Here is a 20376-nt window from a genome sequence, read left to right as displayed (position 1 = left end):
AGGGTCTAAAAAAAAATATTCGTAGCAATATTAGCCATTCCATTTTGTTTAATATTTTAATTCAAGCTGATGTTGAAATTCAACATTTGCATCTGACTGCTTACAACTTAGAATTCGGAATGCAAATGAATTCGGAATGCAAATGTCAATCAACCTAGAAAGCTTACCCTCCCGGCACCCATATTTGCTTCTTAAATTCGGAAAAAATTTGCTAACGGCAGCTTCACTTTATAATAATCGCTAAGCGAATAGCATTAATTTGGGAGGGCGCTAAATATCATTCTTCAGCAGAGTTAAAGAGTGTTTGTCATTGGTGAATAATCGTTTAGATGAATCGGATTGGGAAATCAGTTGTTTGAGGTTCGCACTCCTACGATCCGACTCAGAATCCAATTGAAGATATTTGGTTACAAGCTAAACAATGGATTATAAAATGCTACTATATGTGCACGATTTTAAGAGATTTGCTGCCGTCAAATAGATATTTAAGTTAGTTACTCATATCAGAATTTTGTCAAAGAAGCGTTAAATCCTGAGCGGACAATTATTGCGGTTATTGATTGTTCTTTTCTCAAAAAAAGCGGCAACAAAACTGAAGAAAAAGCTTATTTTTATAATGGTGTAGTGGGCAAAAACGAACAGGGACTAGAAATTTCCGTAATTGCTATTGTCGAAGTTGAAACTCATTTGTCTTATAGTTTAAGCGTGCAACAAACTCCCTCGCGTCCGACAACAAAACTACCGAAAAAAAACCGAACAGTTGCTCAGAAAAAACACTCAAAAAACTGGCTAAAAAACAAGCACATCAAAGCTCAACCTTAGAGCTAACAAGAGTTGACGACTATGCTCAACATTTTAAAAATACTCGTTCTTCTTTACCAAACTCTGTACGTTACTTAGTGGCTGATGGCTATTATTACCGTGCTAAATTCTGGGAGGCTGTACGGGAGTCAGACTTGAATTTGATTAGTAAATTAAGGGTTGATGCTGACCTGAATTACCTCTATACAGGTGAACAAAAAAAACTGGGTACACCTCGTAAATATGATGGTAAAGTTGACTGCGATAATTTAATAAATCTCACTTTGGTTAAACAAATAAAGCCGGGAGTTGAGCTTTATTCATTAATCGTATGGAGTTGTTGCTTTAAGTGTCAGATTCGTTTGGCTTGTATCTCTGAAGTCCAAGCAAATGGTCACACCAAAAATACTGGCTCTTCAGTAGCTAGTATGCTAAACTAACAATCAAACTGCCAAGTAAGCAAACATCTAACTCGGAAGTTTTCAAAGTTTCTAAATCCGTAAGCAGAACGTTTAATCAACTTGAACTTATTGTTGATGCCTTCGACAACACCACTCGTAGTTTTATAATCGAAGTAAGCAATAATGTCATCTAGCCAACGAATAATAGTGTTCTGACTATCGGGAAAATATTTTTTAGCTCCTGACAACCATCTTTCCAGTTTCAACAAACCGACTAACCAATTATTAGCCTGATCGAAAATTTTTCTAATTTCTTCTTTTAATTCATGCATAGTTTTGAGAGTAGAAGATACATCTTTAACTTGCATGAGTTTAGCTTTTTCCTCTTCATTTAGAGCTGATTGGTTCTTCAATAACACATATTTACTTTTCTTCAATGCTTCTAAAACTTTCTCCGGGTCAGCTTTTTCTTGTGACGATTATGCTTTTTTAATTAAATCTTCTACCTGTCTCTTCTCTCGCTTCCTTTGGGCATCTAATTCCTTATTTATTTGTGCCATTACATGAAATCTGTCGGCGACCACCTGAGCATTTGGCATCAACTCTATCACTACATTTCTGTAACCTTTCCACAAATCTATACTTACTTCTTCTATTTGCTCTAATACCTCTTTACCCCATCCGAGCATTACTTCCTTAATTTCTTCTTGTTTCCTTCTGCCAATATCCCGATTAGCTTAGACTTCTCTAAGGTAGTGCCATTTCGTAAAGGACAGAGTAAAATGCTCAATTTTAAAAGTCATGGAGGGAAAGACTTCTAAAGATACTGATTATTCTCTATCCTTTATAAAATAGGACTACCTTCTCTAAATCTATTAATACTGCACAGTAATTTCCTTTTCCTTTAATTATAGCTATTTCATCTATCCCTAATCTCTTCAACTCGCTAGGCTTGGCTTTTAAGTATTCTTTCGATGCGTCTTTTAACATCCTTTCTATTTCTTCTGTTGTCACGACCCCTTTTTTCGCTACGCTGTGGATATCGTTCTCTAACACTTCTTGGATTATTGCTCTTGCTAGCCGTTTCGTATAGGTTCTTCTTTTTTTGACAAACTCCAACTCTTCACTAAATGGCTTGACACATTTTTCACACTTAAACTGTCGTCTGTTGATTTCTAAAAATACGAACTTCTCTCCCCAAGGTAAATCTTTGACTATGTATCTATGATTTTGATGGAATCTATGACTTTTTTTTCCACAACGTGGACAGTTACTTTCCTTACCGATTCCTTCCACCTGTAAAATTATTCTAATCCCTTCATGCTGGCGATGTGAGATTACTTTTATTCCCTCTATATTCAACAGCTTTGTTAAAAACTTGATCTCCTTTTTCGTTCTCATGGCTGTTCAATCCACCTAACCCCTCTAGATTTTGCTTATATTTAATACTAAATGAGCTTCCTCTGTCAACCCCGGTAATGACTCTACCAACTATTTTGCTAGCTTCATTTGTCTTTTTTTCCTGACTTAGCTATTTATTTAGCATATTAACTACTGAAGAGCCAAAATACTTTATTATTTAGCACTGATATTCACCTCCCAGCGGAGCAAATATTTGAGTATTATCAGGCTCGTTTTCAGATTGAGTTTATTTTTAGGGATGCCAAACAATTTAGGGGTTTAGCCGATTGTCAATCTTGTAATAGTCAACGACTTGATGTTCATTTCAATGCCAGTCAGAGCGCCTTAAATCTGGCCAAATATTCAGCCTATAGTCATCACTCTTCTCCCGATTTATTCGTGTTTTCAATAGCTTCTTATAAACGCAGGCAATTCAACAGACATCTACTTTTAACCTTTATTAACAAGTTAGATTTAGACCCTAACTTGATTTTAAATTACCCTAACCTTCCCTCAGTCCTATATTATGGTACTATGTCTGATTAAAAACTGTCCGAACTATTGCTTCACTTATTTAAGGGATATTTTCCAACATGAGTTTGACTGAAAAGCTTCAATCTGTATTTGTCATCATTGCCATCTTAATTGGGCTGGTGCGGGGACAAATTAGATGGGTTGAGGAAAATGCTCTATCTCTGATTGTCCCATCCTTGATGGTCATGCTTTATGGGGTATTTCTAAATATTCCACTTAATCGTTTAGGTCAAGCATTTCAAAACTACAAAATGACCGGATTAGTTTTGGGAATAAACTTTCTTTGGACACCCGTTTTTGTTTGGGGATTGGGGGCTATTTTCCTACGGGACTCTCCCGATCTTTGGGTTGGGCTAATTATGCTGATGGTCACACCTTGTACTGACTGGTATCTCATTTTTACAGGGATTGCCAAAGGAAATGTTGCTTTAGCTACAGCCTTCCTTCCTTGGAATATGATCTTGCAAGTGGTTCTCCTACCTGTCTATCTGTTAGTTTTTGTTGGAAAATTGGTGCAGATTGATACAGCAATTTTTCTCGAAAGCATTGTACTGGTTTTAGTTGTTCCTATGCTTTTAGCGTTTATCGCTAAGTGGTTAATACCAAAGGTAAACGGGTTTTGGCGTGAAATTCCACTGAAAATAGCAGCAGGGCAAACGCTATTTCTGTGCTTGGCAATTACAGCGGTGTTTGCCTCCCAAGGGCAAACCCTAATTCAGCGTCCAGATGTGCTGCTAAAAATGTTACCACCTATCCTTATTTTTTATGAAATTACCTTTTTGCTGACTCAACTAATCTCACGATTCGGCAACTTTAGTTATGAGGACTTTGCTTGCTTTAGTTGTACAACCCTTGTAAAAGTTCACGGGGTTAAGAGGGCAGAAGAGAAGGAGGAGTCCGACCAGAACGAACACTCAAGACAGATTCAGTCAAGAACTCAAGAATATTCCGGTCTTGCAGCTTGAGAGAAGACACAACGGTGAGTAAACGGGCAACAAACAGACTTCCTGCTGCAGAATCTGAACCAAAACTAGTCCGTCGCCAAATCACAGCAGGGCGAATGGCTCTCTCCGCGGCATTATTGGTCGGCTCTACACCATCTGAGGAGATAAATAACCACAGAGCCACTTCCAACTTTAGTAAATTACGGCAAGTCCGCACGGTTTTTGCCAGTGGGGTCTTTTCCCTCTCGTGGATGTCTAACTGCGAAGCTTCTAGCAAGATACTCAAAACTTCAGTCTTAATAGGTTCAACCCTTTCTTTTAACTCCGAACGAGTGAGTTGGTCATTTCTAAATTTATGCCAGAGATTGAAAAGCTCTTTTTCCTGCTCCAGCAAGGATTTGCCGATTTGGGCAGAAGCTCCAACTCGTTCGGATATTTGAATAAAATCTCGTTTGAGGTGTGCCCAACACAGTTGCCTGTGATTGACATCCACCCAATTATAGGCAGGGCAACGATCGCTGGTGATCGAGCCACTAAAAGTTTCGCCCAAAACCGTTTGAGCAGCACTACTAGCTCTGCTTAAAATTACCTGAAAGCTCTGAATCAATGGCGTTACAGCCACCCACAGCCAACCACTGGTCTTGGTGGCATTTTGACCATCTCCATTCCGCTGCTGAAATCCAGTCTCATCTACTCCCACATTCGGCTGCTGCTGGATGTAATGTTGGGCTGCTGTGACCCCATCGCCAACTGCCTCACTCACTTCTGTCCGTAGACGATTGATAGTGCCGACGGACATTTCAATCCCAAATACCGCCTGCATCAGCGCACGTATTTGGCGGTAGGATTGTCGATACTCACTACTGAATAAACCTACATAGGCTGCTGTTCTTGGACCATATCCACCCATTCCTATTATTTCGGTCATTTCTGGGGCTTGATTTTCTTTCCCACAACAAGTACAGGTAATTGGATGAAACTGATGTTCGATGACGAGCCGCTGTACTGGTGGGACTTCCACTACTTGATGTCGATATGCTTGACCATTATTTTCAATCTCTAGGATGCCTCCACATCCACTACATTGCTGTGGGTAATGGTTGATTACTTCAGTACACATTTCGGTCGGGTATAGCTTCCGTTCATGTCCCGAATGTCCTAGTTGCCCACCCCGCTTCTTTCCGGTGGGTTCCTTTCGATTGGGCTTAAATCCTTGAGGATTCTTCGATGGTGGTTGTGATGAATTTGCCGAAGTTCGGGCTAATTGCTCTTTGAGAAGCTCGTTTTCTGTTCTCAGTTCCCCTATTTCCTGTTCAAACTGATCCATCCTACGCACTAATTCGTAAATTAGTTCGAGGATGCTGCCTGGCACTTGCGCCCACTCTGCTGCACTGATTGCTGCCATTAATTCCGGCACTGTCTTCTCCATGTCCCTCACCTTACCAGATTTTTTGGGCTTTTGCTACCCCCGTGAACTTCTACCAACCCTTGCACGCAATTCACCCCTTGCATTAGCGATCGCTACATCTGTTTTTCCTAATCGTCCTTTGATTACCCTTGTTTTGGCTATTGAACCACTTATCGAACTCCCTATTATGGTCTTAGGTAATTGCTCAACCCCCTTGACAAGAAGACGAGATAGACATTAGATAAAGGAATGGAAAAACTTCCCGACTTAAAACAACTATCGAACGAGGCAAAAGAAGCCTTGATAGTAGAGCTATGGGAGAAAATCCAAAAACTCAGCGCCACATTAGCCACCTACGAACCAAAACCAAAGCCAGAGCCATCTCCCAAAAAAACTAGCAAAAATTCCAGCACTCCACCGTCCAAAGGATTCAAGCCCAACATTCAGCCATCGAAAATTGAGGGGAGCCAAAGACAAAAAAGCCTAGGAAGAGTCGGAGGTGGAAGAGAACTACATCCTCATCCCGACCAAACAATCATCGCCCAACTCAAAAATTGCCCCCAGTGTGGAGAGAAAGTCACCGGCGCGGCACAAAAATTGCAATCCGTCTACGAAAAAATCGAACTACTTCCAATTCGCCCCAGCATCACCCGAATCGAACGTTATGGTGGTCAGTGTGCCTGCTGTCAGGCTGAGTATGTTGCACCTGTACCATTGGGAATGGAACCAGGTTCGCCGTTTGGCAGTTCTATTCAAAGCTTAGTTACAGATCTGCGTTACACTCATGCCATCAGCTACGAACGGCTATCGTTGATATTTGGCTCAGTCTTTGGACTAAAGATATCAGAAGGTGCCATCGCCAACTTGCTCTTGAAGGTCAAAACCAGTTTAGACGATCAAGTAAGTCAAATACTACAACGGTTGCGGCGGGCAAAATTAATTGGTTCAGATGAAACGAGTGCGAGAGTTAACGGACAAAATCAGTGGGAGTGGGTGTTTCAGAACCCTGATGTTTGCTTACACGTCATCCGCCCCAGCCGAGCCAGTGGAGTAATGTACGAAGTTCTAGGAGAACATCGTCCCGATATTTGGGTATCAGACTTATTTAGCGCTCAAAAAAATCACCCCGCACCACAATGGCAAGTGTGTTTAGCTCATCAATTGCGGGATTGCCAATATGCGATTGATGCCTTTGACAGGATTTTGGCCCCAGCGATGAAGAGGTTATTATTAAGAGCTTTTATCATCCATCGACGACGAGAAAAAATCGACGATGCCAGACTCAATCGATATCGAGAAAATTTACAGGAAAGATTAACCGGGATTTTGAATTTAGCGCCACACCATCCGGATGGTATCCGGTTACGAAAACGTTATGGTGGGCTCATTGACAATTTATTTCTGTTTCTGGAAGATGCGGCGATTCCAGCCACGAATAATAGTAGTGAACAGGCGATTAGGATGAGCGTGATATTTCGCCGTGTGACTAATGGCTTCCGTTCAGAATGGGGGCGAGATTTATTTGCAGCAGTTCGTTCAGTTGTCAATACTGGGAAGCGTCAAGGTTTAACTGCTTATCAATCTATTCAACAAGCTCTCTCTATTGATGGCTCCATTTTTTCCCCTAGTTGAGCAATTACGGTCTTAGTTTCCCAATTATTACTTTTTATGCGTCGTAGATCGGCAAATTTTCAGACAGAGAAATAGTCTAATAGCGTTACAATTCCCTTACCTGAATTAGAAGAATTGCATTGATTATGTCATTATTATTTTTTGAACTGCTTGCTTAACATTAGCGATCACTTTCTCGATCTGATTTGTGTCGGTCATCAACAATTCTAATTTCAATCACTTCAAAATTGGTTCGGCTGTTTTCCCCTCAACCAGGGTTGTTCCTTGCTGCCAGTTGATGACCGCATTGATCAGCAATATGTTGATAGACAGGGTTGCTTTAAGTTGAGTATCTGCCTGAAGTTTGTTCTCTGTTGTTTGGGATTGGCTCAATTCTTGAGCTGTCAGAAAACTGGAGCCAAACCAAAACACGATCGCCACAAACGGCAATGGCAACCAAAACTCTGCGCCTGATGCTTTTAGCCAACCTTTAGTAACCTGCCACATACTACAGCTATCTGTTTTAAACGCTTAGTCCGCAATCTATAGCAATCCTTGCAGGAGTCGTAAATTTTTTACCCCACCCCAACCCTCCCCTAACCCGCTCGCTCGGGAGTAAGAAATTCACAAATGATTTAGGATTGCTATATTAATCTTACTTTAGAGAGTCAACTAATGTTTCAACTCGTGCTTTAATTTCATCTCGAACGCGGTGAAAAGTTTCGATCGGTTGTCCGTCGGGATCGTCGAGTTGCCAATCTTCAAACACTTCTCGCAAAACCCACGCTTCGGGTAAATTCACGCCGCAGCCGCAGAGAGAAATTACGGCGTCGTAGTCTTCTGCATTGAATTCGTTTAATGGGTTTGATGTTTGATCGGTGATGTCAATGCCGATTTCTGACATGACTTGAATTGCTGTCGGATGAACTCTGCTTGATTCTAACCCGGAACTGGTGACTCCAATCTTGCCGGCTCCGATGGTTTTAGCGAATCCTTCTGCCATTTGCGATCTGCAGGAGTTTCTTTTGCAAACAAACATTACTTTTTTCATGGTTTTTGTTAGTTGTTAGTTGTTGATTATCGGTTGCTGTCGGGGTTCTGGCGGTTTTTAAGCGCCCGGTAATTCAAGGGCGCGATTTGCTAGGGCGATCGCCTCTTTAGCTGCTTGTTCCTTGCGTTCGCTGTAGCGATCGGTCAAATAGTCGGTTTGCTCCCGCAACAGCAAGGTAAACTTGTACAGCTCCTCCATCACGTCGATCGCGCGATCGCGATAAGGCGAATCCTTCATCGTCCCATCGTCGTTAAACTCCTGATAAGCCTTAGCAACCGAAGACTGATTCGGAATCGTAAACATCCGCATCCAGCGGCCCAAAATTCTCAAAGTATTCACAGCATTAAAAGACTGCGAACCGCCGCTGACTTGCATCACCGCCAAAGTTCGGCCTTGAGTCGGTCTGACAGCCCCAATACTTAAAGGAATCCAGTCAATTTGGTTTTTCAGAATACCCGTAATATTGCCGTGCATTTCTGGACTCGACCAGACTTGACCCTCCGACCAGAGACTCAATTCCCGTAATTCTTGAACCTTCGGATGCGTATCGGGAACGCTGCCGTAAATCGGCAATTCTAGAGGATTGAAAAATCGAACTTCGGCACCGAAACCCTGAATAATTCTTGCAGATTCTTCTGCCAACAAGCGGCTGTAAGAACGCTCTCTTAAAGAGCCATACAAAAACAGGATGCGAGGAGGATGGTCAAAACGAGTCATGAGTAGTGTTAATTAGTTATAAGAATAGGGCTATTGAGAATAAGTTTGTTTTCCTGCTAACTCTTGCAGGAAAGCGGTTTGCGCCTCTCTCAATTCAACGTTGGGATTGGCATCCAGAATAGTGAGTATCGCATCATCATAGGATGAACCTGCCTGAATTAAGTAAGAAGCCAGAATCGTTCCAGTGCGTCGTCTGCCACTTGTGCAGTGAATTGCAACCCCGTGCCCCAAATGATTCTGGCTATCCACAAAGGTTTGCAATTGCTGAATCTGTTCGTGGCTGGGTGCAGTACCGCCTTTCGTTGGCAACCAAAGGTGAGGAATGTTTGCCTGCTCATACAAATCCAGATTGGAAGCATCGTCCATTACAGAGACGATCGCCCCAATACCTACTGATTGAAGCGTAGAGAGTTCCTCGGCTGTTGGCTTCCGCACCCCTGCCAGTTGACCTGGAATCACCCACCACAAATTCTCTGAAATTGGTTGCGCTTGTTGTTCGTCCATTGCAGTCGCCTCATCCGACAGGGGTAGAATTTTTCTTGCAAATAAACATCACACTTTTCATTTATTTTCCTCGCTTACTTGATATCGCGAAATCCGTCGGATATTATCCGATAAACCAAAACAGCTAGTTGCGCTCCTAAAATTGGTGCAACCCAATAAACCCACTGGTGCTGCCAAATTCCTCCTACAATTGCTGGGCCAAATGACCGCGCCGGATTCATACTCGCTCCGGTAATCGGCCCCATAAATGCAGCTTCTAACCCTACAGTTAACCCAATTGCTATCCCGGCAAAACCGATTGGAGCGCGCCTATCTAATCCCGAACCTAAAATAACAAACATCAGGATAAAAGTCAATACTGTTTCTAGAATCAAAGACTGTAACCAGTTATCATTCAGAGGAACAGTTGCACCGAGATTTGCCATTTTTCCTAAAGTAATTAGCAGCAGTGTGGAAGCTGCTATCGCGCCCGCACACTGCGCTAGAATATAAGGCAAAACACGTTTGCTTGCAAAAAACCCGCTCGCCCAGAAAGCTAATGTTACAGCAGGATTCAGGTGGGCGCTGCTAATATGACCGGTAGCATAAATCATTGCCGCGACAACGGCTCCAAAGACAAAACTAATGCCTAAATGAGTGATTGCACCCTGGCTAATTTTGTTAACCATCACGGCGCCCGTGCCTGCAAATACCAGAATAAACGTACCGAGAAATTCTGCAATTGCTTCTCTCTTGCACTCGGGTGAGAACAAGCTGCTTGCTGTCTTATAAACTGACTTGAACATTGAGTCGATCCGTGATAAATTTACCTCTCTTGTTAGATTTTAGTTACCAATCTAAATTTATAGCTAACAAGCTACAACAGTTGACTGATGACCACTGATACCTAAAAAGTTGCCTGCTGTCGCAATAACTCTCCAATTGTCGAGTCAAGCTGAGCTTTGCCACCAAAAACAGTCCCTACCTTGCCATTGTAAAAGTGCTGATAAATTAGTTGATAGCCTTCTTGTGGTAAAGGAATATAACCCACAGAACTAACTAAAGTCGGAGCTTTCTTCATGTAGAATTCTACAAAGTTGCGTAGTTCTACTTTATTTTGAGCCGAGTTGTAGTTGACATAGATAAATAGAGGTCGTGCCAGGGGCTGATACTGAGCTTTTTCTACAGTTTCGCGGGATGGCAACACTGCTCCTTTGCCTCTGTCAATACCTACAGCTTTCAATTGACTTTGGTTGCCTTCGTAATAGGACAATCCAAAGTAACCTAAAGCATTTTCGTCTTTAATAACTCCTTGCACTAAAACTGTGTCGTCTTCACTTGCTGTATAGTCGGTACGGCTGGCTTTCGCAGTACCTACTGTTGCCTCTGTGAAGTAGTCAAATGTACCGGAATCTTTGCCTGCACCGTAAAGGGTTATAGGTCGATTCGGCCAATTAGGTCGAATCTGATTCCAGCGGGTAATTTTTCCTTGGGCGGCGGGTTCCCAAATCTTTTTCAATTCCTCTACAGTAATGTCTTTTGCCCAGTCATTTTTGGGATTGACTACTACTGTGAGCGCATCAAATGCGACAGGTAATTCGTAGTAGCGGATGCCAGCTTTCTTGCAGGCTTCCATTTCTCCTGGGCTGATGGGTCGCGAGGCGTTGCTGATGTCAGTTTCGCCAGCACAAAACTTTCTAAATCCTCCACCAGTACCGGAGAATTCAACAGTAATTAATGCTTTTTGGGGATTGGTATTTTGATATTCTTTGGCGATCGCATCCGTAATTGGATACACGGTGCTGGAACCGTCTATTTTAATGCTTTGCGATTCTGGCGACTGGACTTGTCCGCAGGAGCTGAGAAGCCCGATCGCACCTATGGTCAAAGCAATTATACTTAGTGCGGAAACCTTGGGCTTTTCTGCTGGGTTCATTGACCTCACCCAATGTCATAACTAAGGGGTACACTGGAATCATATCAATAAAATTTGATATGTCAAGTATGAGGGAAGACAAACAGGCAATAAACATATTAAGAAATGTTGATAGGTTAATCTGCGTCGGAACAAGGGCGGGCCGGTAGGATCTGGCTGAAGCGGCGGTATTCGGCGAGGTACTGTTCGAGGGCGACAAACTGAGCTAAATTGAGGCTGTAGTAAATCCAGCGACTTTCTTGGCGGCTGCGGACTAAACCGGCTTCTTTTAGGGTTTTGAGGTGGAAAGAGAGTTTAGGCTGAGGGACAGAAAGTTGCTCGCACAATTCGCAAACGCACAACTCCTGTTCTCGCAGCAACTCCAAAATCTGAATCCGCAGGGGGTCAGAAAGAGCGTGAAAGCCTGCGGAGACAAGTTTTTCCGAAATCTGTTGCTGTGAAATGCGATCGGGCGCAGCCGTAGAATTTTTAAGCATCAATTATTTAGAAAACATCCATACAAAACATTATAGTTTCTCAAGCTTCATCCCAGAAAATCAGTGCATTCAGCATCGACAGATTCTTCGGACTTGATTACTTCGGATTCTGTACCCGTGCCGGCACATCAGTGAATCCGACCTTTTGCATCAGCGAAATCACCCCTATAGATAAAATTCCCCCAATAATTGCCCCAACAACTACCAGGATGATAAAGACTTTTTGCAAAGTTTTTTTAGTAGCTGGGTGGTACTGTCTCGGCAATTCTTGACCTTGCTCGTCAACTTCTTGCTCCAAGGAATCTAGCGGATTGGATGGATTTTAGTTAAAAAAGGATTACTCCAGAGGAGTTATCAAATCCCCAATACGTTGACGAAAATATTAACGCGCGGGTCGAGTTTAGGAAAACTAAACACTCAGTAATGCTCACGGAATGGTTGCTTGAAAATAACCCCGGTTGCTTTGCTGAATTAGTCCAGTTTTCGCAGCGTATCCTTGACAAAGACAACGCTGCGGTATCTTAAGCAAAACAGCGTTCGCGATCGCCACCAACACCTCAATTTTTGGGAAACTAAACCCAAACCACAACCTGAACACCTCCGCCATGCCCAAAATCCATGAGTGCGATCGCATATCAACGCTTAAGACGCTCTTTAACAACTGTTTCGCTGGTAATGTTTCGGGGGGTATCGTTTTCTTGCTCAATCAGCCGACAGATTGTGCTACCACAGATGACATTGTTCGGTGTGGTTGACTCTTCTTCAACCAAAGCCTCAATCTTTGAATACCGATTAGCCAAATCCTGGAGAAATTCAACCATTTCCTCAATACGGCACTCCAACTCATCTAGATGCTCCTTTACCATTGCCTTAAGGCTTGCACAGGGAGGAATACCTTGGGCGCTGATGTCAATGAGCTTTTTGATCTCATCTAGGGAAAGTCCGAAGTGCTTAGCTTTTTGAATAAACCGCAGACGTTCTAACGCTTCTTCTGAATAGATACGATATTGTGACTGTGTTCGCTCAGGTGGCTTGAGTAGTCTCAAGCGTTCGTAATAGCGAATTGTCGGAACTGGTATACCCAGTTGACGGCTTAACTGGCTGATAAACAATCCCTGTTTCACTTTCTTACCCCCTCTTTAATTCAGCAGGGGGAGTTGCCCTCCCCCTTCAGTAATTTATCCTTGCCCAATCCCAGCAGCTATAAGCACTTCGCGGGACACTGGCTGTTGGTTTGAGCAGCACTCAGCAAGCTTGCCATTTACAACAACAGCAGGAACGCGATTAATGCCGTACTGGTTTGCTTTCTCGCGGCACTCATTGGTAGCGCAACCCTCGCGTAGGTCGTACACCTGCACCTCGCAGTTCGGGCAGGCTAACTCCCTCACCAACTTAACGGTTTCATCACATAAAGGACACCCAGCCGTAAAGACTTCGACTATACGCTTTGCCATCTCAAACTTCTCCTTTTGAACTCTGAAACTAGCCTAAACCCTATACCTGACTTCAATGTCAAGGGGGCTGGGAAAGTTTTTATTTACACATCTAGCAAAAAGTGAGTTGTTGAGAAACAGTCATTAGCAGAAAACAACAGTTCGGTGGGATAGAGCGCTTTCTCAAAAAAGACTTGACTTTGTACTCAAGTTCAAGGTTTACATTTGATGCAAGTCCTCATAAAGAGAGTTTTTGAGGAACACCAGGCGTCAGCCAGTAGCTGTTAAAAATTGCTAATCATAACGTTGCAAAAGCTTATGACTAAACGTACCGACGAAACAAGTGAACAAAGCACTACCCCACAGCGGCGTGAACCTTTGCTTTGGATACTTTGTGCCGCAGCCGCTCTAATCTTTTTCCAAGGCTACATGATCGCGCCGCTCATTCCTCGACTCGCTGAGGTTTTCCAGGCTCCAGGGCAGCAAATTGGTCTGATTGTTCCAGCATACATGATTGCCTACGGCATTTTGACCCTGATTTATGGTCTACTCTCTGATCGGCTGGGGCGTGGGCGTGTCATTCGAGCTTCGCTCCTGGCGTTTATCATTTTGACAGCCCTGACAGCAACAGCGCAGTCTGCCTCACAAATGATTGCCTGGCGGCTCTTAACCGGATTGGGCGCGAGTGGTGTTGTACCAATGTCGCTCGCACTGGTTGCGGATTTATATCCTCAGAACCAGCGCGGGCGTGCATTGGGATTGCTGTTTGCGGCAATGGAAGGTGGCATGGCGTTCGGCTCAACCGTAGGTGCAATCCTAGAACCTTTTGTGGGTTGGCGGATGCTGTTTATCGGAACCGCAGTCGTAACGGCTGGTGTTTTCGGGCTTCTGCTTCGCTTTGGTTCGCTGCCTAAAGCTTCCTCTTCTAGATCCTTGCCATCTTTTAAGTCAGTGTTTTTGGGCTACCGCAATCTGCTGGGGCGGATTCAACTTGTTGAGTTGTAGCAATGCGAGTGTCGCGGTAGGCGAGGGGAGCGAACTGCATGAACCAATTGTTATAGAAGTCTACCTACAGGGCAATATCGGGCTTCCACAAGTGTGGTTTGTCGGCATTAACTGGCACTACACCTCCTCTAATCGCGACCCTCGCCTAGATAGCTTAGATTGCCGGAACGTCTTTGTTGTATTATCTACCAAGCGGTTGCTCTTGAAGCGAGTTTAGTTAACTAAACCTGCGCGAAGGGCTCTGACAGCAGCTTGAGTGCGATCGTCACAAGACAGTTTGTTGAGGATGTTACGTACATGAGTTTTCACAGTACCAAGAGAAATGTATAGCTGCTTGCAGATTTCCTCATTGCTGCAACCTTCGACAATCAGCGCTATAACCTCTTTTTCTCGTTCTGTTAAAGGGTTTGCCATTAACAACTGACTGTACTCTGGCTCAACTCCATTGATTGAGACAGTGGAAATGGGGACTTTGTTAACAGCTTCCTTGAAAGGGTTATTCATGCGAGCCAAAACGATTCTGGCAATTGAAGAATCGATCCAGTTTTCACCAGCATTTGTCTCAACAACAGCTTCCACTAACTTTTCAAAACTGACATCTTTCATGCAGTAAGAGTCGGCTCCCGCTGCAAAAGCTGCCAGCACGGATTCCTCATTATCCTGCATCGTTAAAATCAACACTTTTGGTTGGTTATCCACGCTTGGGTTTTTGTCGGCTTGTATGTATTCTTTGAACCTTTTTGTCAGTTCAATCCCATCTACCAATCCCGGCAGTCCGATATCAACGATCGCTACATCAGGCCGGGTTTTCTCCAGTAAAGTTATCCCTTGTAGACCGTTAGCTGCTTCTCCGATAAATTCGAGTTCTTCGCAGTCTTCTAAAGCTGCTTTGATTCCAGCCCTTGTCAGGTGGTGGTCTTCAATTAAGGCAACGCTAATTTTATTCATGGTTGGTTTGTTTAAAAAAGGGACAATTGTACTTCAGGGACAGGGGTGTGTCCAAGGTAGAACATATGCGCTCTTTTGGATCCAAACAAAACTTTTAGAGCGAGATGGGGAGCCGTACAGTAAATGTGCTGCCTTGGCCCACCGTTGATGTCACGTCAATGCTGCCAGAGTGGGCTTCTACAATCCGGCTTGACAAGTGCAGCCCCAGACCGCAACCTGCTCTAGCATGGTTTCCGGGGCGGAATCGTTCAAACAGCGAAGCTTGTTCTGAGGCTCTGATGCCGGGGCCGGTGTCTTCCACGGTAATATTTACCGACTTGGCATCTGGACGAACAACGATTTTCACACAACCAAAATCGGTGAATTTAATGGCATTTCCCACTAAGTTGGTGATGACTCGGCGGAGTTCGAGGCGATCGCCTTCAATCCTTAGTGGTTGCGGGTCAGGGTCGTCGAAAGTTAGGACAAGTCCTTTATCAATAGCCACAGCCTCCTGTTCCTTAACGACTTCTTTGACCAGTTTTTTGAGGTCAAAGGGGGCGATCGCCAGAGTTTTGCAACCAGATTCAAATCGGTGAACCTCTAGTAAAGTATTGACTAACGAAAGCAAATTTTGGTTACTGTTGCCGATGGTGGCGATCGCCTCTACCGCTTGAACGGGCAGTTCACCAAATTTCCCTCGTTGGAGTAGGGTCAGCATTCTATCAGCGCCGACTAGGGGAATCCGCAAGTCGTGGGTAAGACGAGCCACAAAATCCTCTCGTGCCTTTGTCATTTCCAGCATCGCATCTATGCTGTGTTTGAGCCGGAGGAGGCTGCGGACCCGAGCCAGCAAATCATTTACCTGGATGGGCTTGCAAACAAAATCGTCAGCGCCCAAGTCGAGTCCATCTGCTATGGTCATTGAGTTGTCAGCCGCAATTAACAGGATGGGGATAAAGGGAAGTTGAGGATTTGAGCGAATTCTGTAAGTCACTTCGTAACCGTCTACTTCTGGCATCATTACATCTAACAGGAGTAAATCTGGTGGCGACTCCTCAACCTTAGCTAAAGCATCAAGTCCGCTGGAGCTCGTGCTGACGCAGTAGCCTTCTTCTGAGAGAATAGCCTGCATAATAAATAAGTTGTCAGTTGTATCGTCAACCGCCAAGATTTTACTGGGTTTATCTCTCATTGCCCTGAATTTTTCTCCCGCCTCCATCCAAAGCTTACGAACGAGTCCATATCTTCTGACTCAGCCTTTTGGCGGATAAAACTTAAAAACTGTTGATAATCTTGAAGCTGCTTGGATTCTTCCAACTTTCGCTGTTTTCTAATTCGCAGCAAGTAGTCTTTGAGGCGAACGTACCGCCAACCAACTTGAAACCCCAGCTCGTATATTTGAGTTGCTTTCGGATTCGCGATCGCTTTGAGTAAGGTTTGTGCGACCATTGGCGAGTGGAAGTCACAAATTGTTCTCCTGCTATGTTTTCCATCCTTGCAACCTCTCCAAAACGCTTGGCTGTTAGTTGAAGTGTGGATGGAAATCTTGTACTCTTGCAGCGTCGATTCAAGCCAATCTAAGTCTTGTTTTCTGTCGTTTGAGAGCGAATCGTTGGGCTGGTACTTGTTCCAAGCGCGGGCAAAAGCATTTAGCGACTTTTGAAAATCTGCCAAAAAACAGTCTAACAGGGTTTGATACTTTGACGGTGGTGAAAGTCGGCTGCGGTTTGAAAGAGTGTGAGTTTGCGGCATAACTGTCAACATAAGCAAAACAGGGTTTGAGTTTGCTTTTTTCGGTTTCATCTCTATGTCTCTAACCTATCAACTGCCAAGCTTGAGCGAGTTCTACCTAAAAGCTGATTTCTCATTCACTGTCGCAAAGCTAATTTCTCATTCACTGCCACTCTTAGTTAGAATTATTGTTAGCGTGCGCGACTTTTTTTTACAGAAATAATTGTGCCGTCCCGCGCGCAATCGCCTTTATCAGACGGATCGCCAAAAAATAATGTCCTCTCGATTAAGACCGCATCCTTCACAAAAACTTAAACTTTGCCTCCCAACAGCCAGCGTAGGAATAATATCAAGCCCTGTATGCAGCGCGATCGCGCGTTAAGCTAGAAACAAACCCAAATAACAATCGCAGGACTGGACGCAACTGGCATACTAAAATCAACTTGTAGGGTGCGTCAGGTAAATTGATCGAACAATTATTGAGGGTTTAGATATCTGAGGCACCTTACTAATTGTGACAATTGCGTCCTGTCCTGAATAGGTTTTTAGGAGTTCGGTTGTACAATGACTTGCACCAAGAATCCTTCTTAGTCTTACAAAACCAACGCAGAAGACATCCGAAGACAGAAGTATGAAGGCAGAAGCTAGAAGCCGGATATTTAACTCATCATAAGTGTCTTCTCACTTCTGCCTTTGAATGGGCACAACCATCACCTTCAATGGCTAAAATTATTGTCTAGACTCCGGTTGTAGCGATTAGGTGGATGCGCTATCGCCCTTGCTTTTTCTAATCGGCTAAGAGAGATTCTAGCTCTGTTATGATTTTTTGGAGGCGCTTCTGCTTCTTTGGATCGCTCCAAGCTTTGGACTTGTTCGCTTTTGTTAAAGCTCCCTTTATTTGGGTTTTCAGATTTTCTTCCGGTTCTTCTCCCGAAGTACCTGCCTTTAAATCCGCGATGCGTTCTTTAATCTGAGTTAAAGATAAACTAAGAGCGATCGCTGCTTCTAGAAGCGACTTTCTTGCCTGCTCGTCTTTAACTTTGGCGATCGCTCGCGCCTTGGTGTACTCGATCTGACCCCGGCGCAGGGCTTCTTGGATGTCTGTCGGCAGCTTCAGCAGTCCCAGTCTGTTGCTGACGAAAGACTCCCACGACATCCGCCCCAATTCGCTAAAAACCTTGACGACTATCTGCGTTTCATGATGAATGATAACGTTATCATTCATCCTCTGTACGTCATTTTGCATTCGGTAGAGCAGCCGCACCACCTCTTCTCGATCGTATTCGAGGTGATGGGAGAGCAGTTGCAAGATACCCTCCGTTTCTTCGACTGGGTTGAGGTCTTCCCGCTGCAGGTTCTCAACTAATGCGACGCGCAGAGCTTGCTGTTCCGTCAAGTCCCGAACGATCGCAGGGACTTCTGTCAATCCTAATTCTCTAGCAGCTCTATACCGCCTTTCGCCAGCTACTAGCTCGTATTTATCATCTCCCAAAGGACGAACTAATAAAGGTTGGAGAATTCCATCAGTTTTTACTGACTCCACCAAAGCCTGCATTGCTTGGGAGTCGAAGTATCGGCGAGGTTGAGAGGATGGAAGCTTGATCGACTCAATCGAGAGCAGTTTTTCTGCCGTTGGTTCTGCTACTTCATCATCTCCAAACAAAACGCTCAAATTTGCCTTACCTTTATAAGGCTGTTCATTCTTACTTGACATTGAGTTTCTCCATCTTGGCTGCTAGCTGGTCTAATATTTTGACGACGGGATTTTTAGGTTCGTAAACAGCAAGCGGGACTTGTTTCTCGGAAGCATCCGCGAAAGCAGTTATGCGCGGGATGGGAGTGTAAACGGGGCCGAAGGTCGTAAACTGCTCGCTCATAGCCTTGAGAGTCCGCTTGTCCTGAGAGTTGGCAGCAGCATAGCGGGAGGGAACAAAACCAGCTATCTGCAAAGAGCGGTTTCCTTTCTTTCTGATTCTGGCTACTGTTTGCAACAGGAGGTTGGTGCCCTCAAAGGCTTTGTAGTGAGTCTCAACGGGGACTAAGACATGAGTAGCGGCGACCAGGCTGATGTAGCTGAGCAACCCTAAACTGGGAGGGCAATCTATGAGAATGAAGTCATAGTTGTCTTGAATGGGGGCGATCGCATCTTTGAGGCGAACTTCCCGAAAATCCATGTTAACCAGTTGAATTTCAGCCGCGCTGAGGTTGATGTTGGTAGGAGCCAGATCCATACCGTGAATACCCGTGTGGATGGGCATAGGCTCCTCATTGACAATGGCATCAAACACAGTTTTATCCAAATTCTGAGAGTCAACTCCCATGAAGAGCGTCAGAGAACCTTGAGGATCGATATCGATAAGAAGAACCTTGCGGCCTCGCTTAGAGAGGTGGTAGCCGAGATTGAGTGCGATCGTGGTTTTCCCCACACCACCGGCTTGGTTGAACAGCGAGATTATCTTTGTCATGACTTGCCCTCCGGTAACGTGCCACCATAGTTCCAATCTTGCATGCAAAAGGAGGCGGCGGTTAAAACTGTAAGCATATTTGCACTCTTGTTGAAGTGTGGGAATGTCTGCGCTTTAGGCATGAACCGTCACTATCCCCAGACCGTTTTGTAGAAAAACTATAGTTATACTCTCATATAAAAGTGATATCTCAGAAGGCGCATTAGCAATTTTTTTATTTTTTCCCACTCGGAAAGGCAATTGGCAACAGTGACCATGCCGTTGCTGTAAAAGACAACGGCAATGTGGTCGGGTATAAATGCTGGCAGGTGACGCTAAATACTTCTAAGCTCGCTCTTTCATTGACTTGTAGGGATAAGGATAGTTGATTGTTAGTTTGAGCGAGCCAGGAAGTACCTCTGGTTGGTTAACAATGCAGTAAATGAGATATCCAGCCCATTCTACTTCTGTCCAAGCCAAAGGCGAGAACTGGGCTGACTCACAAATGGCGCGTTTAACCAATCCCGGTCTGCTGCGGTTCTCAAACAGAGCTTGCACGAACTGGGTGGGATTGGCTATGGCAGGAGACAGAAGCTTGCAAAATTTTCTAGGATGAACTGTCCGAAGGTAATTGATAGCAGCTTGTCCATTAAATGCTTCAACTAGAGATGGGGAAATTTGCAAGTGCTGGAGCAGCAAGTCCATATCTTCATCAGTATTGGTTACTGCCCATAAATTATCCTCGAGCCACCCCCAAACTATCTGCTCAGTCTCTTTGTGAGTTGCTACCAAAAAGCGATTTCCTTTGTAGGTAAACCCTGATACGTGGGGCAGTTGGGGGAGAGACCAGTCGGCAAAAGTGCGATCGCACTCCAGTAGCAATAGGACGGATGCTAGTATGTGCCTCCTGCTGTGCCGCAGCGGATCGGCGGGTGCAGGCTGTCGAGAGCTGTATTGATAGTCAAAATGCATGGGAACGCCGTTCTCCTATTAACAGTAAAGTTATTGCTTAAAGCTAAAAGCTAAAGGCTGTAAACTCAATCCGCCGTCCCTCCTAATTTCCCACCTCA

23 protein-coding genes and 1 pseudogene are annotated in these 20376 nt (G+C 44.3%); 5 read left to right on the top strand and 19 right to left on the bottom strand.

What is annotated here, in order from left to right; translation table 11 throughout:
• Positions 1 to 899: 899 nt before the first annotated feature.
• Positions 900 to 1241, top strand: a complete 342-nt coding sequence (locus tag QUA54_RS05815; RefSeq protein WP_333413779.1) for a hypothetical protein — start codon at positions 900 to 902, stop codon at positions 1239 to 1241.
• Here the strand turns inward: QUA54_RS05815 and QUA54_RS34385 are convergent.
• Positions 1238 to 2603 (bottom strand): annotated as a pseudogene (locus tag QUA54_RS34385) (ISL3 family transposase). The gene QUA54_RS05815 and the pseudogene QUA54_RS34385 overlap by 4 nt on opposite strands.
• Positions 2604 to 2756: 153 nt before the next feature.
• Here QUA54_RS34385 and QUA54_RS05800 point away from each other — a divergent pair.
• Together QUA54_RS05800 and QUA54_RS05795 are read left to right on the top strand one after the other, a co-directional pair.
• Entirely contained in the window at positions 2757 to 3149 is a 393-nt protein-coding gene (locus QUA54_RS05800) for a transposase (RefSeq protein WP_445301530.1), read from the top strand.
• A 47-nt stretch (positions 3150 to 3196) separates the two neighbouring features.
• Positions 3197 to 4102, top strand: coding sequence for a bile acid:sodium symporter (locus QUA54_RS05795; protein WP_333413777.1), 906 nt, complete (start codon positions 3197 to 3199; stop codon positions 4100 to 4102).
• Here QUA54_RS05795 and tnpC (QUA54_RS05790) read toward each other — a convergent pair.
• Entirely contained in the window at positions 4008 to 5510 is a 1503-nt protein-coding gene (gene tnpC / locus QUA54_RS05790) for an IS66 family transposase (protein WP_333413776.1), read from the bottom strand. The genes QUA54_RS05795 and tnpC (QUA54_RS05790) overlap by 95 nt on opposite strands.
• A gap of 228 nt (positions 5511 to 5738) precedes the next feature.
• Between tnpC (QUA54_RS05790) and tnpC (QUA54_RS05785) the strand changes: the two genes are divergently transcribed.
• Positions 5739 to 7121: an IS66 family transposase gene (gene tnpC / locus QUA54_RS05785; protein WP_333413775.1), complete on the top strand. Its 1383-nt coding sequence runs from the start codon at positions 5739 to 5741 to the stop codon at positions 7119 to 7121.
• 216 nt (positions 7122 to 7337) lie between these two features.
• Here tnpC (QUA54_RS05785) and QUA54_RS05780 read toward each other — a convergent pair whose 3' ends face one another.
• From QUA54_RS05780 to QUA54_RS05730, 11 genes are all read right to left on the bottom strand, one after another.
• The gene (locus QUA54_RS05780; RefSeq protein WP_333413774.1) at positions 7338 to 7607 is read right to left on the bottom strand and encodes a hypothetical protein; all 270 of its coding nucleotides are present in this window, start codon (positions 7605 to 7607) and stop codon (positions 7338 to 7340) included.
• A gap of 148 nt (positions 7608 to 7755) precedes the next feature.
• Positions 7756 to 8151: an arsenate reductase, glutathione/glutaredoxin type gene (arsC, locus tag QUA54_RS05775; protein WP_190732266.1), complete on the bottom strand. Its 396-nt coding sequence runs from the start codon at positions 8149 to 8151 to the stop codon at positions 7756 to 7758.
• Positions 8152 to 8208: 57 nt separating this feature from the next.
• A complete protein-coding gene (arsH, locus tag QUA54_RS05770) occupies positions 8209 to 8868 on the bottom strand; it encodes an arsenical resistance protein ArsH (RefSeq protein ID WP_333413773.1) in 660 nt (219 codons plus the stop codon).
• Positions 8869 to 8898: 30 nt separating this feature from the next.
• A complete protein-coding gene (locus QUA54_RS05765) occupies positions 8899 to 9372 on the bottom strand; it encodes a phosphatase domain-containing putative toxin (RefSeq protein ID WP_333413772.1) in 474 nt (157 codons plus the stop codon).
• A gap of 74 nt (positions 9373 to 9446) precedes the next feature.
• Positions 9447 to 10157: an MIP/aquaporin family protein gene (locus tag QUA54_RS05760; RefSeq protein ID WP_333413771.1), complete on the bottom strand. Its 711-nt coding sequence runs from the start codon at positions 10155 to 10157 to the stop codon at positions 9447 to 9449.
• Between the two features lie 101 nt (positions 10158 to 10258).
• Positions 10259 to 11287, bottom strand: coding sequence for a PstS family phosphate ABC transporter substrate-binding protein (locus QUA54_RS05755; RefSeq protein ID WP_333413770.1), 1029 nt, complete (start codon positions 11285 to 11287; stop codon positions 10259 to 10261).
• A gap of 116 nt (positions 11288 to 11403) precedes the next feature.
• On the bottom strand, positions 11404 to 11763 hold the full coding sequence (locus tag QUA54_RS05750; protein WP_333413769.1) for a metalloregulator ArsR/SmtB family transcription factor: 360 nt from the start codon (positions 11761 to 11763) through the stop codon (positions 11404 to 11406).
• Between the two features lie 97 nt (positions 11764 to 11860).
• Complete coding sequence (locus tag QUA54_RS05745) at positions 11861 to 12061, bottom strand: hypothetical protein (RefSeq protein WP_333413768.1); 201 nt, start codon at positions 12059 to 12061, stop codon at positions 11861 to 11863.
• 129 nt (positions 12062 to 12190) lie between these two features.
• Positions 12191 to 12397 (bottom strand): hypothetical protein, encoded by a 207-nt coding sequence (locus QUA54_RS05740; protein ID WP_333413767.1) that lies wholly within the window; start codon positions 12395 to 12397, stop codon positions 12191 to 12193.
• Position 12398: 1 nt separating this feature from the next.
• Positions 12399 to 12887, bottom strand: coding sequence for a MerR family transcriptional regulator (locus QUA54_RS05735; RefSeq protein WP_333413766.1), 489 nt, complete (start codon positions 12885 to 12887; stop codon positions 12399 to 12401).
• Between the two features lie 54 nt (positions 12888 to 12941).
• Positions 12942 to 13217 carry a thioredoxin family protein gene (locus tag QUA54_RS05730; RefSeq protein ID WP_333413765.1) on the bottom strand — a complete coding sequence of 92 codons (276 nt, stop codon included), beginning with the start codon at positions 13215 to 13217 and terminating at the stop codon, positions 12942 to 12944.
• Between the two features lie 297 nt (positions 13218 to 13514).
• Between QUA54_RS05730 and QUA54_RS05725 the strand changes: the two genes are divergently transcribed.
• Positions 13515 to 14201: an MFS transporter gene (locus QUA54_RS05725; RefSeq protein WP_333413764.1), complete on the top strand. Its 687-nt coding sequence runs from the start codon at positions 13515 to 13517 to the stop codon at positions 14199 to 14201.
• Positions 14202 to 14414: 213 nt separating this feature from the next.
• Here the strand turns inward: QUA54_RS05725 and QUA54_RS05720 are convergent, their stop codons facing one another.
• From QUA54_RS05720 to QUA54_RS05695, 6 genes are all read right to left on the bottom strand, one after another.
• Entirely contained in the window at positions 14415 to 15149 is a 735-nt protein-coding gene (locus QUA54_RS05720) for a response regulator transcription factor (RefSeq protein ID WP_333413763.1), read from the bottom strand.
• A gap of 94 nt (positions 15150 to 15243) precedes the next feature.
• Positions 15244 to 16323: a hybrid sensor histidine kinase/response regulator gene (locus QUA54_RS05715; RefSeq protein WP_333413762.1), complete on the bottom strand. Its 1080-nt coding sequence runs from the start codon at positions 16321 to 16323 to the stop codon at positions 15244 to 15246.
• The gene (locus tag QUA54_RS05710; protein WP_333413761.1) at positions 16320 to 16883 is read right to left on the bottom strand and encodes a hypothetical protein; all 564 of its coding nucleotides are present in this window, start codon (positions 16881 to 16883) and stop codon (positions 16320 to 16322) included. The genes QUA54_RS05715 and QUA54_RS05710 overlap by 4 nt, the downstream gene beginning before the upstream one ends.
• 766 nt (positions 16884 to 17649) lie before the next feature.
• The gene (locus tag QUA54_RS05705) at positions 17650 to 18576 is read right to left on the bottom strand and encodes a ParB/RepB/Spo0J family partition protein (protein WP_333413760.1); all 927 of its coding nucleotides are present in this window, start codon (positions 18574 to 18576) and stop codon (positions 17650 to 17652) included.
• Positions 18566 to 19327 carry a ParA family protein gene (locus QUA54_RS05700; RefSeq protein WP_333413759.1) on the bottom strand — a complete coding sequence of 254 codons (762 nt, stop codon included), beginning with the start codon at positions 19325 to 19327 and terminating at the stop codon, positions 18566 to 18568. Before QUA54_RS05700 ends, QUA54_RS05705 begins: the two co-directional genes overlap by 11 nt.
• 324 nt (positions 19328 to 19651) lie before the next feature.
• Complete coding sequence (locus QUA54_RS05695) at positions 19652 to 20278, bottom strand: hypothetical protein (RefSeq protein WP_333413758.1); 627 nt, start codon at positions 20276 to 20278, stop codon at positions 19652 to 19654.
• Between the last annotated feature and the right edge of the window lie 98 nt (positions 20279 to 20376).

It is taken from the genome of Microcoleus sp. MOSTC5, assembly GCF_036701825.1.
Taxonomy (GTDB): Bacteria; Cyanobacteriota; Cyanobacteriia; order Cyanobacteriales; family Microcoleaceae; genus Microcoleus; species Microcoleus asticus.
Note: the sequence above shows the minus strand (reverse complement) of the source record. Positions and strands in the feature narration are given on the sequence as shown.

Coding starts and splice junctions, on each gene's coding strand:
- QUA54_RS05705 (WP_333413760.1), bottom strand. CDS start 18,576: ATGTCAAGTAAGAATGAACAGCCTTATAAAGGTAAGGCAAATTTGAGC.
- QUA54_RS05740 (WP_333413767.1), bottom strand. CDS start 12,397: ATGCGATCGCACTCATGGATTTTGGGCATGGCGGAGGTGTTCAGGTTG.
- arsH (WP_333413773.1), bottom strand. CDS start 8,868: ATGACTCGTTTTGACCATCCTCCTCGCATCCTGTTTTTGTATGGCTCT.
- QUA54_RS05765 (WP_333413772.1), bottom strand. CDS start 9,372: ATGGACGAACAACAAGCGCAACCAATTTCAGAGAATTTGTGGTGGGTG.
- QUA54_RS05780 (WP_333413774.1), bottom strand. CDS start 7,607: ATGTGGCAGGTTACTAAAGGTTGGCTAAAAGCATCAGGCGCAGAGTTT.
- tnpC (WP_333413776.1), bottom strand. CDS start 5,510: ATGGAGAAGACAGTGCCGGAATTAATGGCAGCAATCAGTGCAGCAGAG.
- QUA54_RS05730 (WP_333413765.1), bottom strand. CDS start 13,217: ATGGCAAAGCGTATAGTCGAAGTCTTTACGGCTGGGTGTCCTTTATGT.
- QUA54_RS05795 (WP_333413777.1), top strand. CDS start 3,197: ATGAGTTTGACTGAAAAGCTTCAATCTGTATTTGTCATCATTGCCATC.
- QUA54_RS05760 (WP_333413771.1), bottom strand. CDS start 10,157: ATGTTCAAGTCAGTTTATAAGACAGCAAGCAGCTTGTTCTCACCCGAG.
- QUA54_RS05715 (WP_333413762.1), bottom strand. CDS start 16,323: ATGAGAGATAAACCCAGTAAAATCTTGGCGGTTGACGATACAACTGAC.
- QUA54_RS05750 (WP_333413769.1), bottom strand. CDS start 11,763: ATGCTTAAAAATTCTACGGCTGCGCCCGATCGCATTTCACAGCAACAG.
- QUA54_RS05725 (WP_333413764.1), top strand. CDS start 13,515: ATGACTAAACGTACCGACGAAACAAGTGAACAAAGCACTACCCCACAG.
- QUA54_RS05755 (WP_333413770.1), bottom strand. CDS start 11,287: ATGAACCCAGCAGAAAAGCCCAAGGTTTCCGCACTAAGTATAATTGCT.
- arsC (WP_190732266.1), bottom strand. CDS start 8,151: ATGAAAAAAGTAATGTTTGTTTGCAAAAGAAACTCCTGCAGATCGCAA.
- QUA54_RS05720 (WP_333413763.1), bottom strand. CDS start 15,149: ATGAATAAAATTAGCGTTGCCTTAATTGAAGACCACCACCTGACAAGG.
- QUA54_RS05700 (WP_333413759.1), bottom strand. CDS start 19,327: ATGACAAAGATAATCTCGCTGTTCAACCAAGCCGGTGGTGTGGGGAAA.
- QUA54_RS05695 (WP_333413758.1), bottom strand. CDS start 20,278: ATGCATTTTGACTATCAATACAGCTCTCGACAGCCTGCACCCGCCGAT.
- tnpC (WP_333413775.1), top strand. CDS start 5,739: ATGGAAAAACTTCCCGACTTAAAACAACTATCGAACGAGGCAAAAGAA.
- QUA54_RS05710 (WP_333413761.1), bottom strand. CDS start 16,883: ATGCCGCAAACTCACACTCTTTCAAACCGCAGCCGACTTTCACCACCG.